The organism is Phenylobacterium montanum (assembly GCF_018135625.1).
In the GTDB taxonomy this organism is placed as follows: Bacteria; Pseudomonadota; Alphaproteobacteria; order Caulobacterales; family Caulobacteraceae; genus Poindextera; species Poindextera montana.
Window position 1 is genome coordinate 4,598,578 of sequence record NZ_CP073078.1, and the last position, 17,822, is coordinate 4,616,399.

Annotated in this window: 18 protein-coding genes; 10 read left to right on the plus strand and 8 right to left on the minus strand. The window is 69.3% G+C overall.

Translation table 11 applies throughout. From position 1 onward, the window contains the following. Nucleotides 1-16: 16 nt before the first annotated feature. The gene (locus KCG34_RS20960; protein ID WP_249138100.1) at nucleotides 17-268 is read left to right on the plus strand and encodes a hypothetical protein; all 252 of its coding nucleotides are present in this window, start codon (nucleotides 17-19) and stop codon (nucleotides 266-268) included. Continuing rightward, nucleotides 265-1,239, plus strand: a complete 975-nt coding sequence (locus KCG34_RS20965) for a D-2-hydroxyacid dehydrogenase family protein (RefSeq protein ID WP_211937549.1) — start codon at nucleotides 265-267, stop codon at nucleotides 1,237-1,239. The genes KCG34_RS20960 and KCG34_RS20965 overlap by 4 nt, the downstream gene beginning before the upstream one ends. A 4-nt stretch (nucleotides 1,240-1,243) precedes the next feature. Here KCG34_RS20965 and KCG34_RS20970 read toward each other — a convergent pair whose 3' ends face one another. Both KCG34_RS20970 and KCG34_RS20975 read right to left on the minus strand, forming a co-directional pair. Then, entirely contained in the window at nucleotides 1,244-2,206 is a 963-nt protein-coding gene (locus KCG34_RS20970; protein WP_211937550.1) for a KpsF/GutQ family sugar-phosphate isomerase, read from the minus strand. Further along, on the minus strand, nucleotides 2,203-2,439 hold the full coding sequence (locus tag KCG34_RS20975; protein WP_211937551.1) for a hypothetical protein: 237 nt from the start codon (nucleotides 2,437-2,439) through the stop codon (nucleotides 2,203-2,205). Before KCG34_RS20975 ends, KCG34_RS20970 begins: the two co-directional genes overlap by 4 nt. 140 nt (nucleotides 2,440-2,579) lie before the next feature. On the opposite strand from KCG34_RS20975, the gene gpmA reads away from it, so the two are divergent. The 3 genes from gpmA to KCG34_RS20990 all read left to right on the plus strand — a co-directional run bounded on the left by gpmA (nucleotide 2,580) and on the right by KCG34_RS20990 (nucleotide 5,994). Then, nucleotides 2,580-3,290 (plus strand): 2,3-diphosphoglycerate-dependent phosphoglycerate mutase, encoded by a 711-nt coding sequence (gene gpmA, locus KCG34_RS20980; RefSeq protein ID WP_211937552.1) that lies wholly within the window; start codon nucleotides 2,580-2,582, stop codon nucleotides 3,288-3,290. Nucleotides 3,291-3,405: 115 nt separating this feature from the next. Next, the gene (locus tag KCG34_RS20985) at nucleotides 3,406-4,653 is read left to right on the plus strand and encodes a pentapeptide repeat-containing protein (RefSeq protein ID WP_211937553.1); all 1,248 of its coding nucleotides are present in this window, start codon (nucleotides 3,406-3,408) and stop codon (nucleotides 4,651-4,653) included. Nucleotides 4,654-4,749: 96 nt separating this feature from the next. Next, nucleotides 4,750-5,994, plus strand: a complete 1,245-nt coding sequence (locus tag KCG34_RS20990; RefSeq protein ID WP_211937554.1) for a pentapeptide repeat-containing protein — start codon at nucleotides 4,750-4,752, stop codon at nucleotides 5,992-5,994. 134 nt (nucleotides 5,995-6,128) lie between these two features. On the opposite strand, the gene KCG34_RS20995 is transcribed toward KCG34_RS20990, so the two are convergent. The 3 genes from KCG34_RS20995 to KCG34_RS21005 all read right to left on the minus strand — a co-directional run bounded on the left by KCG34_RS20995 (nucleotide 6,129) and on the right by KCG34_RS21005 (nucleotide 8,736). Next, nucleotides 6,129-6,587, minus strand: coding sequence for an Hsp20 family protein (locus KCG34_RS20995; protein ID WP_211937555.1), 459 nt, complete (start codon nucleotides 6,585-6,587; stop codon nucleotides 6,129-6,131). Nucleotides 6,588-6,869: 282 nt separating this feature from the next. Beyond that, nucleotides 6,870-7,232 carry a hypothetical protein gene (locus KCG34_RS21000; RefSeq protein ID WP_211937556.1) on the minus strand — a complete coding sequence of 121 codons (363 nt, stop codon included), beginning with the start codon at nucleotides 7,230-7,232 and terminating at the stop codon, nucleotides 6,870-6,872. A gap of 145 nt (nucleotides 7,233-7,377) precedes the next feature. Continuing rightward, a complete protein-coding gene (locus tag KCG34_RS21005) occupies nucleotides 7,378-8,736 on the minus strand; it encodes a M23 family metallopeptidase (protein ID WP_211937557.1) in 1,359 nt (452 codons plus the stop codon). Nucleotides 8,737-8,980: 244 nt separating this feature from the next. Between KCG34_RS21005 and KCG34_RS21010 the strand changes: the two genes are divergently transcribed. The 3 genes from KCG34_RS21010 (at nucleotide 8,981) to KCG34_RS21020 (ending at nucleotide 12,740) form a co-directional block, all read left to right on the plus strand. Beyond that, a complete protein-coding gene (locus KCG34_RS21010) occupies nucleotides 8,981-9,604 on the plus strand; it encodes a glutathione S-transferase family protein (protein WP_211937558.1) in 624 nt (207 codons plus the stop codon). A gap of 81 nt (nucleotides 9,605-9,685) precedes the next feature. Beyond that, nucleotides 9,686-11,107: an amino acid permease gene (locus tag KCG34_RS21015; protein ID WP_211937559.1), complete on the plus strand. Its 1,422-nt coding sequence runs from the start codon at nucleotides 9,686-9,688 to the stop codon at nucleotides 11,105-11,107. A gap of 235 nt (nucleotides 11,108-11,342) precedes the next feature. Further along, on the plus strand, nucleotides 11,343-12,740 hold the full coding sequence (locus KCG34_RS21020; RefSeq protein WP_211937560.1) for a DEAD/DEAH box helicase: 1,398 nt from the start codon (nucleotides 11,343-11,345) through the stop codon (nucleotides 12,738-12,740). Nucleotides 12,741-12,790: 50 nt separating this feature from the next. Here KCG34_RS21020 and KCG34_RS21025 read toward each other — a convergent pair whose 3' ends face one another. The 3 genes from KCG34_RS21025 to KCG34_RS21035 form a co-directional block, all read right to left on the minus strand. Then, a complete protein-coding gene (locus KCG34_RS21025; RefSeq protein WP_211937561.1) occupies nucleotides 12,791-13,291 on the minus strand; it encodes a hypothetical protein in 501 nt (166 codons plus the stop codon). Nucleotides 13,292-13,682: 391 nt separating this feature from the next. After that, nucleotides 13,683-14,252: a VOC family protein gene (locus KCG34_RS21030; protein WP_211937562.1), complete on the minus strand. Its 570-nt coding sequence runs from the start codon at nucleotides 14,250-14,252 to the stop codon at nucleotides 13,683-13,685. Between the two features lie 98 nt (nucleotides 14,253-14,350). Next, nucleotides 14,351-15,379 (minus strand): mechanosensitive ion channel family protein, encoded by a 1,029-nt coding sequence (locus KCG34_RS21035; RefSeq protein WP_249138101.1) that lies wholly within the window; start codon nucleotides 15,377-15,379, stop codon nucleotides 14,351-14,353. A gap of 104 nt (nucleotides 15,380-15,483) precedes the next feature. On the opposite strand from KCG34_RS21035, the gene KCG34_RS21040 reads away from it, so the two are divergent. Together KCG34_RS21040 and KCG34_RS21045 are read left to right on the plus strand one after the other, a co-directional pair. Continuing rightward, entirely contained in the window at nucleotides 15,484-16,422 is a 939-nt protein-coding gene (locus KCG34_RS21040; RefSeq protein ID WP_211937563.1) for an ABC transporter ATP-binding protein, read from the plus strand. After that, nucleotides 16,419-17,780, plus strand: a complete 1,362-nt coding sequence (locus KCG34_RS21045; protein WP_211937564.1) for a hypothetical protein — start codon at nucleotides 16,419-16,421, stop codon at nucleotides 17,778-17,780. Before KCG34_RS21040 ends, KCG34_RS21045 begins: the two co-directional genes overlap by 4 nt. Nucleotides 17,781-17,822: the final 42 nt, after the last annotated feature.

Sequence of the window (17,822 nt, forward strand, 5' to 3'; positions counted from 1 at the left end):
CGCAAGGAGCACGGCGATGCTGAACAAGGCCCTCGGGCCGGACGTTGGTCCGGCGGGCGCCCCCACACCCCTGATTCTCGATTTCCTGGAATGGCTGTCCGGCGGGCCGAGACCCTACGCGGAGGTCATGGACGTCTGGCGAACCTCCTGTCCGCGGCTGACAGTCTGGGAAGACGCGCTCGACGCGGGCCTTGTCGCCCGCCGCGCCGGCGAGGTGGCCCTGACGCCCAAGGGCCGCGAGCGCCTCGCCGGGGCCGGCCGGCCATGAAGATCGCGATCCTGGACGATTATCACGACACCCTGCGCGGCCTGGACTGTTTCAAAAAGCTGGACGGGCACGAGGTCACGGTCTGGACCGATCATGTGCAGGACGACGACGCCCTGGCGGAGCGGCTGAAGGACGCCGAGGCCCTGGTGCTGATCCGCGAGCGGACCAGGATCCAGGCTCCGCTGTTGGCGCGCTTGCCCAAACTGAAGCTGATCAGCCAGCGGAGCGTCTATCCGCATGTGGACGTGGCCGCCTGCACGCGCCGGGGCGTCCTGCTCTGCTCGAACCTGCATTCGGACACCCCGTCCTATGCGGCGGCCGAGCTGACCTGGGCCCTGGTGCTGGCGGCCATGCGCCAGATCCCGCAGCAGGTCCAGGCGATGAAGGCCGGGCGCTGGCAGGTCGGCGTGGGCGACAGCCTGCGCGGCAAGACCCTCGGGATTTTCGGCTATGGCCGCATCGGGGCGGTGGTGGCTGGCTATGGCAGGGCCTTCGGCATGGAGGTGCTGGTCTGGGCGAGGGAAACCTCGCTGGAGCGCGCCCGCGCCGACGGCTGGCGGACGGCTGAGAGCAAGGCGGCCTTCTTCGAGGCCTGCGACGTGCTTTCGCTACACATGCGGCTGGTGGAGGCGACACGCGGGATCGTGACGGCTGAGGACTTGGCGCGGATGAAACCCTCGGCGCTGCTGGTCAACACCAGCCGGGCCGGGCTGATCGAGCCGGGCGCCCTCGTGGCCGCGCTGAAGGCGGGCCGGCCGGGCCGGGCGGCGGCGGACGTCTATGAAGAGGAGCCGGTGCGCGATCCGCGGCATCCGCTGCTGACCCTGGAGAACGCGCTCTGCACCCCGCACATCGGCTATGTCACGCGGGACGAGTACGAGCTGCAGTTCGCCGACATCTTCGACCAGATCACCGCCTACGCCGCCGGCGCGCCGATCAACATGATCAACCCCGAGGCCTGGGCAGGGTAGGGGGCTACATCACCCCGGCGCGCAGCAGGTCGTGCACGTGCAGTATGCCGATGGGGCGCTGGTCCTCGACCACGAACAGCACGGTCGAGGCCGGCGCGCGGTCGGTCATCAGCTTCAGCGCTTCGGCGGCCAGCATGCCCGGTGGGATGGTCTTGGGCGTGGTGGTCATCACCTCGGCCGCGACATGGCTCATCAGCCCGTCGATGTGGCGGCGCAGGTCGCCGTCGGTGATGATGCCGACGAGCCGGCCGCCCCGATCGCAGACCCCGACGCAGCCGAACCGCTTCTGGCTCATCACGAGCACGGCCTCGGCCATGGGCGCCTCGGAGCCGACCAGGGGCAGCTCGTGCGGCCCGTGCATCAGGTCGCGCACAGTGCGCAGCATGGCGCCCAGCTTGCCGCCTGGATGCAGCACGCTGAACTGCGAGGGCGTGAAGCCGCGCCGTTCCAGGAGAGCCACCGCCAGGGCGTCGCCGAGGGCGATCTGCAGGGTGGTGGAGGTGGTGGGGGCGTTCAGGTCGTCGGCGGCCTCGGCCTCGTCCGGCAGCACCAGGGCGATGTCGGCGGCGCGGCCGAGCGCGCTGTCGGCCACGGCGGTGATCGCCACCAGCGGGATCGAGAAGCGCTTGGCGTAGGCGATGGTGTCGGCCAGTTCGCGGGTTTCGCCGGTCTTGGACAGGGCCAGGATCACGTCGTCGGTCCCGATCATGCCGAGGTCGCCGTGGCTGGCTTCGCTGGCGTGGACGAACAGGGCCGGGGCGCCGGTGGAGGCCAGGGTGGCGGCGATCTTGCGGCCCACATGGCCGCTTTTGCCGATGCCGGTGCAGACGATCCGTCCGCGGGCGTCATAGAGCAGCTCGACCGCCTTGACGAAGGCGTCGCCAAGTTCATCGGCCATGCGGCGAAGGGCGTCGGCTTCGGCGGTCAGGACCCGGCGGCCGACCGCGATCACGTCGGAAGAGTTCATTTGCTGGGTCTAAGGCCTGTAATTGCGGCGGAGTCGGGGCGCTCGCCCTTTTTGGCTTTCAGGTGCGCCGTCTCGCGGGCCATGGCGGCCTGCATTTCCGGCGTCTGCTGGATCGGCGTGTGGCCGAACGGCGCGGGCGAGCGCGCGCCGTAGCCCTGGGGCCAGAGGGCGGCCAGGACGATGGCCACGACGGCCGCGACGGCGAGGATCGACAGGAATACGCGATCGGACATGGCGCTGGCATATAGCAGCGCTGCGGGCGGAAGGGAGCCCCCGGTTGAAATCGCCGCCGCGTCCAGGTCGGCCTTCGCGGCTTGACGCGCCGCCCGCGGGGCTCTAGCCGGACCGGGCTCGGAGAAAGCCAGGAGCCGCCATGCCCACCCTCGTCCTCGTCCGTCACGGCCAGAGCCAGTGGAACCTCGAAAACCGGTTTACCGGCTGGGTGGATGTCGACCTGAGCGCCCAGGGCGAGGCCGAGGCCGACCGCGCCGGCGCCCTTCTGGCCGAGACCGGGCTCCAGTTCGATCGTGTGTTCACCTCGGTCCTGACCCGCGCCATCCGCACCGCCAACATCGCCCTGGCCCGCGCCGGGCAGCTGTGGATTCCCATGGTCAAGGACTGGCGGCTGAACGAGCGCCACTACGGCGGGCTGACCGGGCTGAACAAGGCCGAGACCGCCGAGCGGCATGGCGAGGAGCAGGTCAAGGTCTGGCGCCGGTCCTATGACGTGCCGCCGCCGCCACTGGCGCCGGGCGGCGAATACGATTTCGCCCGCGACCGCCGCTATGCCGGCGCGCCGATCCCCGACACCGAGAGCCTGAAGACCACTTTGGACCGTGTGCTGCCCTACTGGGCCAGCGACATCGCGCCCGCCCTGGCCAAGGGCGAGACCCTCTTGATTGCCGCCCACGGCAATTCGCTGCGCGCCATCGTCAAGCACTTGTTCGGCGTGCCCGACAGCGAGATCGTCGGCGTCGAGATTCCCACAGGCAATCCGCTGCTGATCGAGCTCGACGCCGCCCTGAAGCCGGTCGCCGCCCGCTATCTGGACGCCGATCGGGCCCAGCCGCTGCCGGCGATCTGAAGCCGGTTTCTCCTTGTCCTGACGGGTTGGGGTCATGGAAAATGCAGGCGAAAGAGTGCATTAACCGCGTTGCTTCATAGTCCAACCAGGACTTGGACTTTGGATATATTCGCCCATGGCCGCGTTCGGGACGGCGGGCAGCTACCGCCGGATCACGCAACAGGAAGCAGATCTGCTCTGCGCCAAGCATGACCGCCTCTATGCGGCCAAGCCCGGCGGCGCGCGCGCCGTGTTCGCCTGGATGGACCTGAGCGGCCTCGATTTTCGTAAGCGCAACCTGGCCGACGCGGATTTCACCGGCGCCATCGTGGTCGGCTGCGACTTCACCGGGGCCAAGCTGGACCACGCCATCTTCTTCGGCACGGACATGCAGGAGGCGATCCTGGTCAACGCCTCCATGCGCCGTTCGGACATGCGCGGCGCCTGCCTGAAGGGCGCGGACCTGACGGGCGCCGACCTGTTTGAGGCCGACCTGCGCGAAGGCACGATCGCCGCCGCCGACCGCCAGCGGGGCATCCGGCTGATCGAGCATACCCAGCGCTCGGCCGACGCCCAGGGCGCGACCATGATCGGGGCCAACCTCGAGCGCTCGAAGATGTCGGGGATGGTGGCGATCCGGGCCGACTTCACCGACGCGGTGCTGAAGGACGCCAAGCTGATCCGCGCCAACCTGCGCCAGTGCAGCTTGACCGGGGCCAATCTGGCCGGGGCCGACCTTTCAGGCGCGGACCTGCGCGGCGCCGACCTGCGCGACGCCGTCTTGGTGGGAGCCACGATGAAGGCGTCGCAAACCCAGGACGCGCGCATGGACGGCGTCCTGACCGACAAGGTGCCCGAAGAGCAGGCCACCGCCTTGCCCTATGGCGAAATGCTGGCCGCCCATGCCCTCTGGTGCGAGACCGGCGGGACCGAGGGCAAGCCCTCGGTGTTCGACGGGGCGGACCTGCGCGGCCTGAAGTCGATCCGCGGCTACAACCTGACCGCCCTGTCCGGCAAGGGCGCCGTCTTCTATGGCATCGACATGGAAGGGGTGCAGTTGCAGGGCGCTCACCTGGAGAACGCGGACCTGCGCGACTGCAATCTGCGCCGGGCTGACCTGAGGGGCGCGCGGCTGATGGGGGCCAAGCTCTCGGGCGCCAACCTGCGTGAAGCGATCCTTGGGCCGCTGCTGATCGGCGCCAACCGGGTGCTGCCCTGCGACATGACCCGGGTGACGGCGAAGGGGGCGGACTTCTCCAACGCCGACATGAGCCATGCGGTGATGGTGCTGGCCGATGTCAGCAGGGCCGACTTCACCAATGCGGTGATGAAGAGCGCCGACCTGACCGGCGCGAACCGTCTGGGCGTGCGCGGCCTGGACTAGGGTCCGGACCGATGAGGTGTTCGGTTAACTCAGCGATCACCGTTATCCGATAATTTCGGCGGTGGACAAGAACCGCCAGGCATTGGGCTCGAGCACATGCAACCGGATCGACAGCGCAGGAAGCTCAGCCAGGGCGAACTGGACCTGATGGTCATGTCGCACGAGCGCTACGTGGCGAGAAAGCCCGGGGGCAAGCGCGCCAGCCTCAAGTTCGTCGACCTCTCTGGCCTGGATCTTTCCAAGCGGAATCTGACCGAGGCGGACCTGTCCGGCTCCTGTTTCGATGACTGCAAGATGGTGGGGACGCGGCTCGACCAGGCCAACCTGTTCGGCTGCGACCTCAGACGGGCGGACCTGCGCTGGGCCAGCCTGGTGCGGGCCGACATGCGCGGCGTGTCCCTGCGCGGCGCGACCCTGTCCCAGGCCGACCTGACCGAGGCCGACCTTCGCGGCGGCCAGATCGGGGTGGTCAATCCGGCCCGGGGCCTGGAGGTCAAGCGCGGCCTGGAGGAGGCCGACTTCTCCGGCGCCACCCTGGACCGCTCACAGTTCAACGACGTCTCAGCCTGCAATTCGGACTTCAGCGACTGCTCGATGCGCGGCGCCATCCTGTCCGGCGCCAATCTGAAGGATGCGGATCTGTCCGGGGCGCTTCTGGACGGGGCCCAGATCGGCGGCGCCATCCTGGACCACGCCAAGCTGACTGGCGCGGTGATCACTGGGGTCGACGTCAGCAAGGCGCGTTCGACCACCGGCGCGGACCTTTCGGGCGCGCTCTGCGAGCCGACCCAGGCGGTGGTCGACAAGGCCTTCGAACTCTTGAAACTGGCCCAGGCCAACCACCAATGGTGCGAAAGCGGCGGCAAGCACGGGGCGCCGGCGGTGCTGGACGGGGCGGATTTGCGGCCGCTCGGTTCGCTGCTGCGCGGGCTGCGGCTTTCGGCCATGTCGGCGCGGGGCGCCTGCCTGATCGGGCTGGACCTGTCCGACACCCAGCTGCAGGGCGCCAATCTCGACGGTGCCGACATGCGCGGCGTGTGCCTGCGTAACGCCGACGCCCGCGGGGCCCGGCTGAACGGGACCAACCTGACCAAGGCCGACCTGCGCGACGCTCTGCTGGCGCCCCTGCCGCTGATGGCCGGGCGGATGACGCCGGCGGGCGTGAGCGCGGCGCGTCTGCGCTATGCGACCTTCCCCGGCGCCGATCTTTCCAACGTGGTGTTCGACGGATCGGACCTGCGCGGCGCCGACCTGACCGGCGCCAAGGTCTGGGCGGCCAGTTTCAAGGACTGCAAGCTGCAGCAGGTGAGGGGGTTGGAGCTGTCGGTGACGGCGGCCTAGATTTCAAAGTTTAGAGCGGGTTGCGGGCGGAACGCCGTTCGCAATATCCAAAACCCGTTCTGGCGCCGGGGGGCGTACAAAAAGGGCGGCGCAGGGATTGCGCCGCCCTTCGTCGTTCAGTCTGTCAGGCCAGCTTAGGCCGCCTTCTCCGCCTCGATCAGCTCGGCCTTGGCCGGAGCCTTGATCTCGATGCGGCGAGCCTTCAGCTGCTCGGGCAATTCGCGCTTCAGCGAGATGGCCAAAAGGCCGTCGGTCAGCTGGGCGTCGGTCACCATCACATAGTCGGCGAGCTGGAAGCGGCGCTCGAAGTTCCGCTCAGCGAGGCCGCGATGCAGGTAGCGGCGGGTCTCGTCATTGGCGGCCTTGCGCCCTTGAACGGTCAGGAGGTTTTCCTTGACCTCAATGTTCAGCTCTTCCGGCTTGAAGCCGGCGACCGCGATCTCGACGCGGTAGGCGTTCTCGTCGGTGCGCTCGATATTGTAGGGCGGATAGCCCGAGGCGCTTTCCGTGCTGGCGGCGGCGTCCAGCAGGGCGGCCAGACGGTCGAAGCCGACGGCGGAACGGTAAAGGGGAGAGAAGTCGATCGTACGCATAAGCATCCTCCTAGGTGAAGCAAGGTTGCGATGTGGAGCGGATCGGTGTTCGAGCCAGATGGCCTCGAACAGGTCCGGAAGGCCCGGCTTTCCAGCGCCTTCGCGATACTAAGTAGAGCGCTCAAAAGGGGCTTCAAGAGGGGGTGCGGCGATTTTTCCGGCGTTCCTTGCGAGGCTTGATCTGGATCAGCCTCGCCGTGACCGCGCACGAGAAAGGGCCCGGGCGCGGGGTTCGCGCTCGGGCCCTCCAGGTGTCAGGCGGACGTCAGACCGCTGAAAGCGTCAGCAGGGATAGCGGACGTTCTGCACGATCCAGCCGCCATAGTAGGGGTCCCAGACCCGGCGGGGCGCCCAGCAGACGCCATAGGCCGGGGGCGGGCCGTAATAATAGCCCGGGCCGTAGTAGTGCGGATGATCGGCGAGGGTGGCGCCGACGAACAGGCCGGCGAGGCCCGCACCGAGGGCGAGGCCGGCGTCGTCGCCGCGCCAGCCGTCATGCCAACCGCCACCATGCCAGCCGCCGCCGTGCCAGCCGCCGCCATGCCATCCGCCGCCCCAGGGATGGGCCGATGCCGGCGTGGCGGTCGCGACGGCCGCGCCGCCGAGGGTGAGGGCCGCAAGTGCGGCGGTCAGAATCTTCTTCATGCTAGCCTCCAAGGTCTTGCGTCCGCGGAAGGGGGGCCGGCGTCGTGCGGCCCCGTGGCTGACGTTGGAGGCATGATCGGACCCGCGCCATGAACCCGACCTGAACGAGCCTGACAGGCTTGTGGCGGGTGGCGGGTTTCGTGTTTCAGCGCAGCAAGATGGTCCCGGCGTCGGCCAGGTTGCGCGACGCGGCGTTTTGCGGAGCCCCGGCCAGCAACTGGTCCACATGCGCCTTCTCCGCCCTGAACGCGGCGAGATCGCGGCCGGCCAGAATGGTTCCGGCGGGCACCTTGGCGCTCTTGGGGTCGATCTTGCGGCCGGCGTTCATCACCTCGTAATGCAGGTGCGGGCCGGTGGATTCGCCGGTCGAGCCGGAATAGGCGATCACCTGGCCCTGATGCACATGCTGGCCCGCGCGCACGACCCAGCCGGACAGGTGGCCATAGGCTGTCTCCCAGCCCCCGGTGTGCTTCAGCTTCATCCAGCGTCCATAGCCGCCGGCCCAGCGCGCCTCTTCCACCACCCCGTCGCCGGCCGCATAGACAGGGGTGCCGGTGGGCACGCCGAAGTCGATCCCCTGGTGCATGCGCGTATAGCCCAGAATCGGGTGCATCCTCATGCCGAAGCCGGAGGTTACGCGGGCGCCGTCGACCGGGGTTTTGAGCAGGAAGCCTTTGATGTTCTTGCCAGTTTCGTCGAAGAACTCGGGCTGAGCCGCGCCAGGCTCCTTGAAGCGGTAAAAGCGGGTCACCTGGCCCTTGGCGCCGATCTCGGCATAGAGCAGTTCGCCGGCCTCGACGGTGCGGCCACTCTCGGTGACCTTGCGGTCGAACACCAGCTTGAACTCGTCGCCCGGCTGGATGTCGCGGCTGAAGTCCAGCTTGCGCGAGAACAGCTTGGCGACCTCGGCGGTCAGGGTCGGCGTGGCGCCGGCGGCCTCGGCCGATTCGTAGAGCGAGCCGTTCATCTGGCCCTTGGCCACCGTGGTCTCGTCGCGGACCTTCTCCTCCAACTCGCGCAGGCGAAGGGAGCCGTCGAAGCTGCGCGCGAGGGTGACGGACTTGACGGGGCTGGCGCGCAGCGAAAGCCCCACCAGCCGCAGCGGTCCGCGGCGATCGAGCGGCCCGGCGACGGCGGCCTGGAAGGCAAGGCCCGCCTTGATGTGGATGGTGTCGAAAGCCTTGCCGAGTTCGGTCACCACCTGGCGGGCCTCGTCGGGGGCGACGCCGGTGCGCAGCACCGCCGCCTGCAGGGTCTCGCCCGAGCGCACCGTGACCGGCGTCTCCACAGGCGCTGAAAAGCCGGCCGGAGCGGATGACTGGGCGAAGGCCTGGGCCTGGAGGGCGGCGACAGCGACCGGGCTGGCGGGCTGGGCCGCGAGGGGCTTGCTTGGCGCCGCGTGACGCAGGCTCAAGCCGACGCCCAGGGCGGCGATGCCGGCGACGGCGACGAATAGGCGAGGCGCAAGGTGAAAGGACGACCGGCGCGGATCGAACTGAGGCATCGTTTCCCCAAAACAGACCAGACAAAAATCGACGATGCTGGCCTGGCGCTCCGCGACCGGACCAATGGGGCGCCCCCGAGAGCGCGGCCGGACCATGCCGGTGATGCGCTTAACGAAGCAAGAAAAAATCGGGCGAAGTGGCTGATTTGCCACAGGCAGGCGTGCGGCGCCGCAATTCGGCTTGCCGCTTCGCCGATATCGGCGAAGGTCATCCCAGGCGCGCGCGCCGCAAGCGGAGGGCGACATGATCCGGGTCTATGGCGGCTGGCCCAGCCGGTCGATGCGGGTGCAGTGGCTGCTGGAGGAGCTGGGCGTGGCCTATGAGCTGCGCGCCGTCGACCTCAGGCGACGGATGGAGGACGCCGAGTTCATGGCTGTCAACCCGGGCGGCTTTCTGCCGGCCATGGTCGATGGCGACGTCCACATGGTCGAGTCCTTGGCCGTGATGGAGTACCTGCTGGAACGCTACGGCCCCGGCGGGCTGGTGCCGGCGACGGGCGCGCCCGAGCGGCCGGCCTATCTGCAGTTCCTGCACCTGGGCGAGGCGGGCATGGCGTCGTTCGTCAACATCCTGGTCGCCAGTCGCTTCGCCGCGCCGGAAGGCGAGAAGGACAATTTCGGCGCCCGCACGGCGGTGCAGATGTTCACCGGCCGCCTGAAACTGGTCGAGCAACGTCTGGGCGAGGCGCCCTTCATGGCCGGCGCGGAGTTCAGCGCCGCCGACATCTCGGTCTGCTACGCCCTCGAATTCGGCGCCCGGCTTGGCCTGCAGGACCGCTATGCCGAGGCCGTCACCGCCTACATGGCCCGCCTCGCCGAGCGGAACGGTTATAAGCGGATGCTTGAGCGCTGGCGGCCGCCGGCTTAGCCGCACTGTTGATCCGCAGTGGCGCGCGTAGCCCAGCCATGCGATGAGGCCCGCCCTCTATAACCACCGCCAGGGGATTTCATGAACGGGCTGATGCGGCGCAAGTCGGTTTCGCTGGAGGCGCTGCACCCGGACCATCGGCTGAAGCCTTCGCTGAGCTGGTGGCACCTGATCCCGCTGGGCGTGGGCGCCATCGTCGGCACCGGCATCTACACCCTGACCGGGGTGGGGGCGAACCTGGCCGGGCCGGCGGTGATCCTGTCGTTCCTGATCGCCGGCGCGGTCTGCGCCTGCGCGGCCCTGGCCTATGCGGAGGTTGCGACCCTGATGCCGGCCTCAGGCGGCGCCTATACCTACACCTATGCCGTGGTGGGCGAGGTGGTGGCCTGGGTGGTGGGTTGGAGCTTGCTCCTGGAATACTCGGTCGGCACCAGCGCGGTGGCGGTCGGCTGGGCCGGCTACGCCACTGGCTTTCTGAGCGCCATCGGAGTCCACCTGCCCCAGGCTCTGACCGCGGGCCTCCTGGCCGGTGGCCTGGTCAACCTGCCGGCCGTGCTGATCGTGTTCGTCATCGCCTTTCTCCTGATGCTCGGCACGCGCGAAAGCGCCACGGTCAACGCGGTGCTGGTCGTGATCAAGGTCGCGGCCCTCGCCCTGTTCATCGCCGTCGCCGCCCCGCGTATGGACGCGGCCAACTTCCACCCCTTCATGCCCTATGGCCTGGCCGCTCACCCGATCGACGGGGTCAAGCATGGGGTGATGGCGGCCGCGGCGATCATCTTCTTCGCCTTCTACGGCTTCGACACCCTGTCCACCGCCGCCGAAGAGACCAAGAACCCCGGCCGCGACCTGCCGATCGGCATCATCGGCTCCATGCTGGTCTGCACCGCCATCTACATCGCCGTCGCCGCCTCGGCGGTGGGTGCGGTGTCGTTCAAGGCCTTCGCCGGCAGCCCCGAGCCCCTGGCCCTGATCCTGCGCCAGCTCGGCCACGGCCAGGCGGCGATCGTGATCGGCGCGGCGGCGGTGATCGCCCTGCCGACCGTGATCCTGGCCTTCCTCTACGGCCAGAGCCGGATCTTCTTCGTCATGGCCCGCGACGGCCTGTTGCCCCAGGGCCTGTCCAAGGTGCACGCCAGGACCAAGGTTCCGGTGCGCATGACCATCGTCACCGCCATCTGCGTCGCCGCCCTGGCCGGCCTCGCGCCGCTCGACCAGATCGCCTCCCTGGCCAATACCGGCACCCTGACCGCCTTCGTCGCCGTCTCGGCCTGCCTTCTGATCCTGCGCCGGCGCGAGCCGGACCTGCCCCGCATCTACCGCACCCCACTGGCCTGGGTGGTGGCGCCGGGGGCGATCCTCGGCTGCCTCTACCTGTTCTGGAGCCTGCCGACCAAGACGCGGGTATTCTTCCTGATCTGGAACCTGCTGGGCCTGGTGGTCTACGCCCTCTGGCGCTGGCGCAAGCCCCAGGTGGCGGAGCCTGAAACCGCCGCGACTTGACTTTTCTCGCCAATGAGCAGACAAACCGCGCCATCGTCTCGATCGCGCAAGCGCATCGAGCCTTTGCTTTAGGCGCCGCAGCCGCGTGAAGGGACCGATTGGTCCCAGCCTGCCGGGCGCCAGAGACCTCTGATCCATCGATCGCCCAGATCACGCGGGGCGTTTGCAAACCCCGCCCGACGCGACCGCGATGACCGTGGTGGCGTCCTTGGCGCATGATGAAAGTTATTCCTACGTGACCCAATTCACCGACCTCGGCCTCGCCAAGCCGCTCCTGAAAGCGCTGGCCGCCGAGGGCTATGAAAAGCCGACCCCAATCCAGGCCCAGGCCATCCCTCCGGTCATGCTGGGCAGGGACCTTCTGGGCATCGCCCAGACCGGCACCGGCAAGACCGCCGCCTTCGCCCTGCCGATCCTGCATCGCTTGGCTGAAGACAAGAAGCCTGCCCCGCGCCGCGGCGCCCGCTGTGTCGTGCTGTCGCCCACGCGCGAACTGGCCAGCCAGATCGCCGAGAGCTTCCGCACCTATGGCGCTCACATGGGCGTCTCTGTGACCGTGGTGTTCGGCGGCGCCAAATACGGCCCGCAGGTCAAGGCCCTGGCCCACGGGGTCGACATCCTGGTCGCCACCCCCGGCCGCCTGATCGACCACCTGGGCGAGCGCACCGCCGACCTCTCCTCCACTGAGATCCTGGTGCTGGACGAGGCCGACCAGATGCTGGACCTGGGCTTCCTGCAGCCCATCCGCCGCATCGTCTCCGGCATGAGCCGCAAGCGCCAGAACCTGTTCTTCTCGGCCACCATGCCCGGCGAGATCGGCAAGCTGGCCGATGAACTCCTGAACGATCCGGTCAAGGTGGCCGTGACCCCGGTCGCCACCACCGCCGAGCGGGTCGAGCAGAAGATCCTGTTCATCGAGGCCCCGCGCAAGCGCGCCCTGCTGGCCGAGATGTTCGAGTCCAAGGACGTCACCCGCGCCCTGGTCTTCACCCGCACCAAGCGCGGCGCCGACCGCGTGGCCAAGTACCTGGAAGACGCCGGCGTCGACGCCGCCGCCATCCACGGCGACAAATCCCAGAGCCAGCGCGAACGGGCGCTCGCCGCCTTCAAGGCCGGCAAGGCCCGCGCCCTGATCGCCACCGACATCGCCGCCCGCGGGATCGACGTCGACGCGGTCAGCCACGTGATCCAGTACGAACTGCCGCAGACGCCGGAAGCCTATGTCCACCGCATCGGCCGCACGGCCCGCGCCGGCGCGGCCGGCATCGCCATCAGCTTCTGCGCCGACGATGAGCGGAACCTGCTGAAAGACATCCAGAAGCTGACCCGCCAGACCATCCCCTCCTGGGACCGGCGCAACGACAAGGGCCTGGGCCTGATCACGGCCGCCACCACCTCGGGCCCGGCGCCGGAACAGTCCCTGCCGCAGGCCAAGCCGCGCCCGGCCAAGCCGCAGCATCACCGCGGACCCAAGCCGCACGGCCACCGCGGCCGCGACGGCCAGGGCTCGGGCCAGGGCGCACCGCAAGGCCAGCGCCAGGGCAATGGCGGCGGCCGCGGCAAGCCGCAACGCGCGGCGGGCGGCGCCAAGCCGGCTGGGCGGTCGGGCGGCTGGGATCCGATGAAGGGGTAGGGGGGAGGGCGCCATCTGTCGGCGCTCATCCCCATGATCGGCGGACGCGTCTAGCGAGGCTCAGTCTGAGGGCTCAAGGTCCTCAACCGGCGTTCGATGCGAGTCGCCTTGCGGCCTCGGCCGATCGACGGTGTTGCATCATCCGCTGGGCGCGGGTGTTCTACCAAATCCCGGTTTTCGTAAGGCAGCCGATCGTCCGCATCTGGCTCGAGGCTCGCACCCACCCGGCCTGTTGTCGCCACGGGCGCCGAGCCCAGTCCGCGAATGTCGCGCCAATAGGGTTCGGCCACGTCGGCGTCGACGTTTTCCGGCTGGGTGATCCGGCCGTAAAGACCGTCAGCGCCGTCGCGTCGCGGGCCGGAAATCCAGAAGTGCTCGCCGCTCACCTGGTCGAAATAGTTCGCCTTGAAACCCGAGCCAGTCAGGCTCTTGAAGGCGCGATCACCATAGTAAAGCGTAGCCCCGGTCTTGGAGAAGCGCACCAGCCCGATCCTGCACGGACCGGTCAGCCCGGTGGCCTTGTTCTCGATGTACATGATGCGCGTGCGCATGGCCGCCCCTGAATCGCTTGGATGATCGTGTTTCCATCCCCCTGATCCGGTCAAGGGTCGCGCAGCGACCGCTTCACGGCCTCGCCGTTGACCGGATCACAGGATGGAAAATCCCGCCTTCAAGCGGTTTGGGGGAGAGTGCGGCGAGCGAAATTCCCCGCAATTCCCAAAAGATCGTCATCCCTGACGGAGCGCTCGCAAGAGCGCGCATATCAGGGACCCAGCAGATTCAATCTCGACGCTGCGTGCCATCGCTGCCGCGAGTTCGGGGCGGCTGGGTTCCGGATCTTCGGTCGCTGCGCTCCCTTCGTCCGGAATGGCGGGTTGAGGGGAGGGCTGACGATTGCAAACGAGCGAAAGCAACCGCACGCGGCCTCAACCCCGCTCCCCCTCAGCTCAATCCATGCGCCTCCGGCAGCGGCCGAGGCGCACCATCAGGGAACCTCAACAGCACCTCGTCGGCAACGCCGCTTTCGTACTGAGCCAGCAGCCGGTCCGGATCGAACTCTATCCCGGCCGGATTGGCGGCGAAGGCTTCGCTCGTCATGTAGCGATTGGCCTCGGCCGCCGTCATGCAGTCGACCTGGAACTCCATCCGGTTGCCGTCCGGATCCCGGTAGTACAGCGACAGCGTGATGCCATGGTGGACTGGCCAATAGGGCGTGATCCCCGCCGCCTTCAGCCGCGCATAGGTCTGTAGGAGGTCGCCCACGTCGGCGTAGGTGTAGGCCACGTGATTGACGCCGATCTCGCCGCGCTCGGCCTCGGCCGGGGCGCCGGGCCTCAATATATCCAGATTGGCGAAGGCGAAGCGGTGGTGTTCGTCGTCATAGGTCATGAAGGTGAAGACCGGATCGCCATGCGCGACCTCGGCCTCGAACACCTGCCGATACCAGGCGATCATCTCGTCATAGCGCCGCGTCATATAGACGACGTGGGCGAACTTGATGGGTTTGGCCATGTCCTGCGCTCCCCCCGGAGGCTGCGCATCGGATGGATGCGCTGGCCAAGTCTTATACGCCGCCGCCGAATACCTGCAATGGACCGGATCGGCCGCCCTCAGCCGCCCTCCTGGCTGGTCGGCTGGTTCGCCGAGCTCTTGCGCCGGCTGGCCTTGGGCGGGGCGTCCGGCTCGGCGCGCCGCGGCGCGTGCTTGCGGGCGGCGGCGCGCGGCTCGGTCTCGGTGCTGATCTGGCGCGGATAGGGAACGCGGAAGCCCTCGGCCTTGAAGCGGTCCTTGACCCGCTTGAGCATGGCGAAGCGCACGTCCCAATAGGTTCCGACCGGCGCCCAGGCGCGCAGGGTCACGGTGACGGCGCTATCGCCCAGGGCGGTGATCCCGGTCCAGGGCTCGGGCTTGGCCAGGATGCGCTTGTCGGCGGCGATGCAGTCCTTCAGCACGGCCAGGGCGTGGTCGGCGTCGTCGTCGTAGTCGAGGCGGAAGTTCAGCTCCATGCGCCGGTTCGACGGCGAGGAGTAGTTGATGATCATCTCGCCGAACACCTTGCTGTTCGGCATGAAGATTTCCAGGTTGTCCGGGTCGGCCAGGCGGGTGCCGAAGAGGTCCAGGCCCCGAACCGTGCCCATCTTGCCGTTGATCTCGACAAAGTCGCCGATGCGGTAGGGCCGCAGGATCAGGATCATCACGCTGGCCGCCACATTGCTCAGCGAGCCCTGCAGGGCCAGGCCCACGGCCAGCGAGGCGGCGCCAAGGATAGCCAGGATCGAGGTGGTCTTGACCCCCAGCTGCTCCAGCACCGCGATCAGGCCGAAGATCAGGATCGCCCAGCGCGCGAGCGAGGGGACAAAGCTCTGCAGGATCGACTCGTTGCCGTTGGTCCGCGACAGCCGCCCGATCGCCCGGCGCACCAGCCCGGCCACCCAGCCCGAGACCCAGATGGTGACCACCGCGATCAGGGCCGCCACCACCAGGTTGACCGCCATCTGGCCCAGGCCGTCCATCATCCGCTGCAACAGGCGCGGGTGGCCGTCCATGGCCGCCTGGACCACGGCGTCGACCTTGGCGGGCGTGGGCACGAGGGGCGCGGGGGCGTGCGGCGCGGCGGCCGCAGAGAAGAGGTCGATCATGCCGCGCTTCTAACCGTGACCATGCCCGCCTGTCGATTAATTCACTTGAACCGCGCCGCTTCGCCACGTTTGCTGGCCGTCCAAGACCTTTGGAGCCCTGGCCCATGATCGTGGTGCGCGGCGTAGCCTACGACTACCCGACCGCCAGGGTGCTGCACCAGGTCAGCTTCGAGGTGGCCGAAGGGGCGGTGCTGGCCCTGGTGGGGCCGAACGGGGCGGGCAAGACCACCCTGCTGCGCTGCATGGCCGCGCTGGACGCCCCGGCCGAGGGGCGTATCGCCATCGCCGGCCTGGACACCCAGGCCGATCCGCGAGGCGTGCATGCGGCCCTGGGCTATCTGCCCGATTTCTACGGCCTCTATGACCAGCTCAGCGTGGCCCAGTCCCTGGTCTATGCGGCGCGCTCGCGCGGTGTGGCGGCCGGCGAGGCGAGGGGCGCGGCCGAGGCAGCGGCCGGGCGGGTGCAGCTTTCCGATCGCATGGACCAGCTGGCTGGCCACCTGTCGCGGGGGCTGCGCCAGCGGCTGGCCATCGCCCAGGCCCTGGTGCACCGGCCGCGGGTGCTGCTGCTCGACGAGCCCGCCGCGGGGCTGGACCCGGAGGCGCGCCGCTCGCTGTCCGACCTGATCCGGCGCCTGTCGGGCGAGGGCATGACCATCGTCGTCTCCTCCCACATCCTGGCCGAGCTGGAGGACTATTCCACCCGCATGCTGATGTTGCGCGAGGGCCGCATCGCCGGCGGCGGGGTGGTCAGCGCCCACGGCCCGGCGGCCGAGGCCGAGCTGGTGGCGGTGGAGCTGGCCGCCCCGCGCGAGGGCTTGGCCGAACTCCTGTCCGGGCTGGGCCTGGTCCCTGAGGGCCTGACCCCCTCCGCCTTCCGTCTGCGCCTGGCGGGCGGGCCCGAGGCGGAGGCCGGCCTCCTGGCGCGGCTGGTGGCGGCTGGCCTCAAGGTCCGCGCCTTCGTCCCGCAGCGGCCGACCCTGGAACAGACCTATCTCGACCAGGCCCGCGCCGCGCCCGACCCTGGGGAGCCCCAGCCATGAACCCGGAATTCGAGCGCAACCTCTGGCTGGAGCTGACCCCGCGCCGTCAGGTGGGGTTGGCCCTGACCCTGGGCCTGATCCTCGGCGCGGCCTGGATGCTGGGCCACGGCGAGCCGCACAAGCTGGCCGCCGCCATGTCCGCCACGGGGTTTGCGATCTACATCGCCTGCGGCCTGATTTGGACCGCCCGCGCCGCCGGTGGCTCGGTGCTGGAGGAGATCAGGGGCCGCACCTGGGATTTCCAGCGGCTGTCGGCCATCTCGCCCTGGGCGATGACCTGGGGCAAGCTGTTCGGCGCCGCGGGCCTCGCCTGGATCGGCGCCCTGGTCGGCCTCTTCGTCGGCGGCGCGGCCCTGGCCCAGCTGGTCGATACAAGCGACGCCGCCCTGCTGGTCCTGGGCCTCCTGGCCATGACCGTGTTCTTCCAGGCCTGCGCCATGGGCGCGGCCCTGGTCGGGGTGCGCAAGGCCCGGGCCGAGGGGCGCGTCGCCACAGGCGGGGCGGTGCTGGTGGGCGTGCTGGGCGGCCTCTTTCTCTTGAGCTCGCTCAGCCAACACCTGCCCGGCGCCGGACGCCACTGGGCAGGCCATATGGGCCAGGCCTCGCCCCACGCCCCGATCAACGTCTGGGGCCAGGAGATCGACGGCGCCCTGTTCGCGGCAGCCAGCGCCTGGCTGTTCGCCGCCTGGGCCGTAGTCGGCGCCTGGCGGCTGATGCGGCTGGAACTGCAGATGAAGAACAGCCCCTGGACGTGGCTGGCCTTTCTGGTCTTCGCCGCCGTCTGGCGCGCGGGCCTGGCCAATCCGCTGGAGGGCGGGCTGGGTCGCGCCCTGGCCGGCGGGGTGGTGCTGGCGGGCCTGACCTACGCCGCCGCCTTCGTCGAGCCGGCCGACCCGGTGCGCCTGCGCCGGTTCTGGGCCGCGCTGCACGCCGGGCGGCTGGGCGAGGCGGTGGGTGGCGCGCCCGCGGCCCTGTTCGCCCTGGCCCTGACCGTTCTCGCCGCCATCGCCGCCATGGCCCTGCCGCGGGGCGACGTCGGCCAGCCCCCTGCGCCGATCGCCATCCTCGCGGCCCTGGTGTTCCTGATCCGCGACCTGGGCGTGATCACCTTCTTCCGCTTCGGGCCGCAGCCCAGCCGCGGCGACCTGTCGACCGTGATCGCCCTGGTGCTGCTCTATGCCGTCGGCGCCGTGATCGACCAGACCCTGGGCGCCCGCGTGGGCGTCGTCCTGTTCTCGCCGCTTCTGACCTACGCCCCGCTCAGCATCCTGGTCTCGGGCGTGGTCCAGGCCGCCGCCGCCTGGGTCCTGGCCTCGCACCGCCTGACAGGGCCGGCGCCGCCGCCGAACCCGGCCTGAAATCTGCTCCCGGCGTCACGCCGCCCTTGCGATCGATGCAAG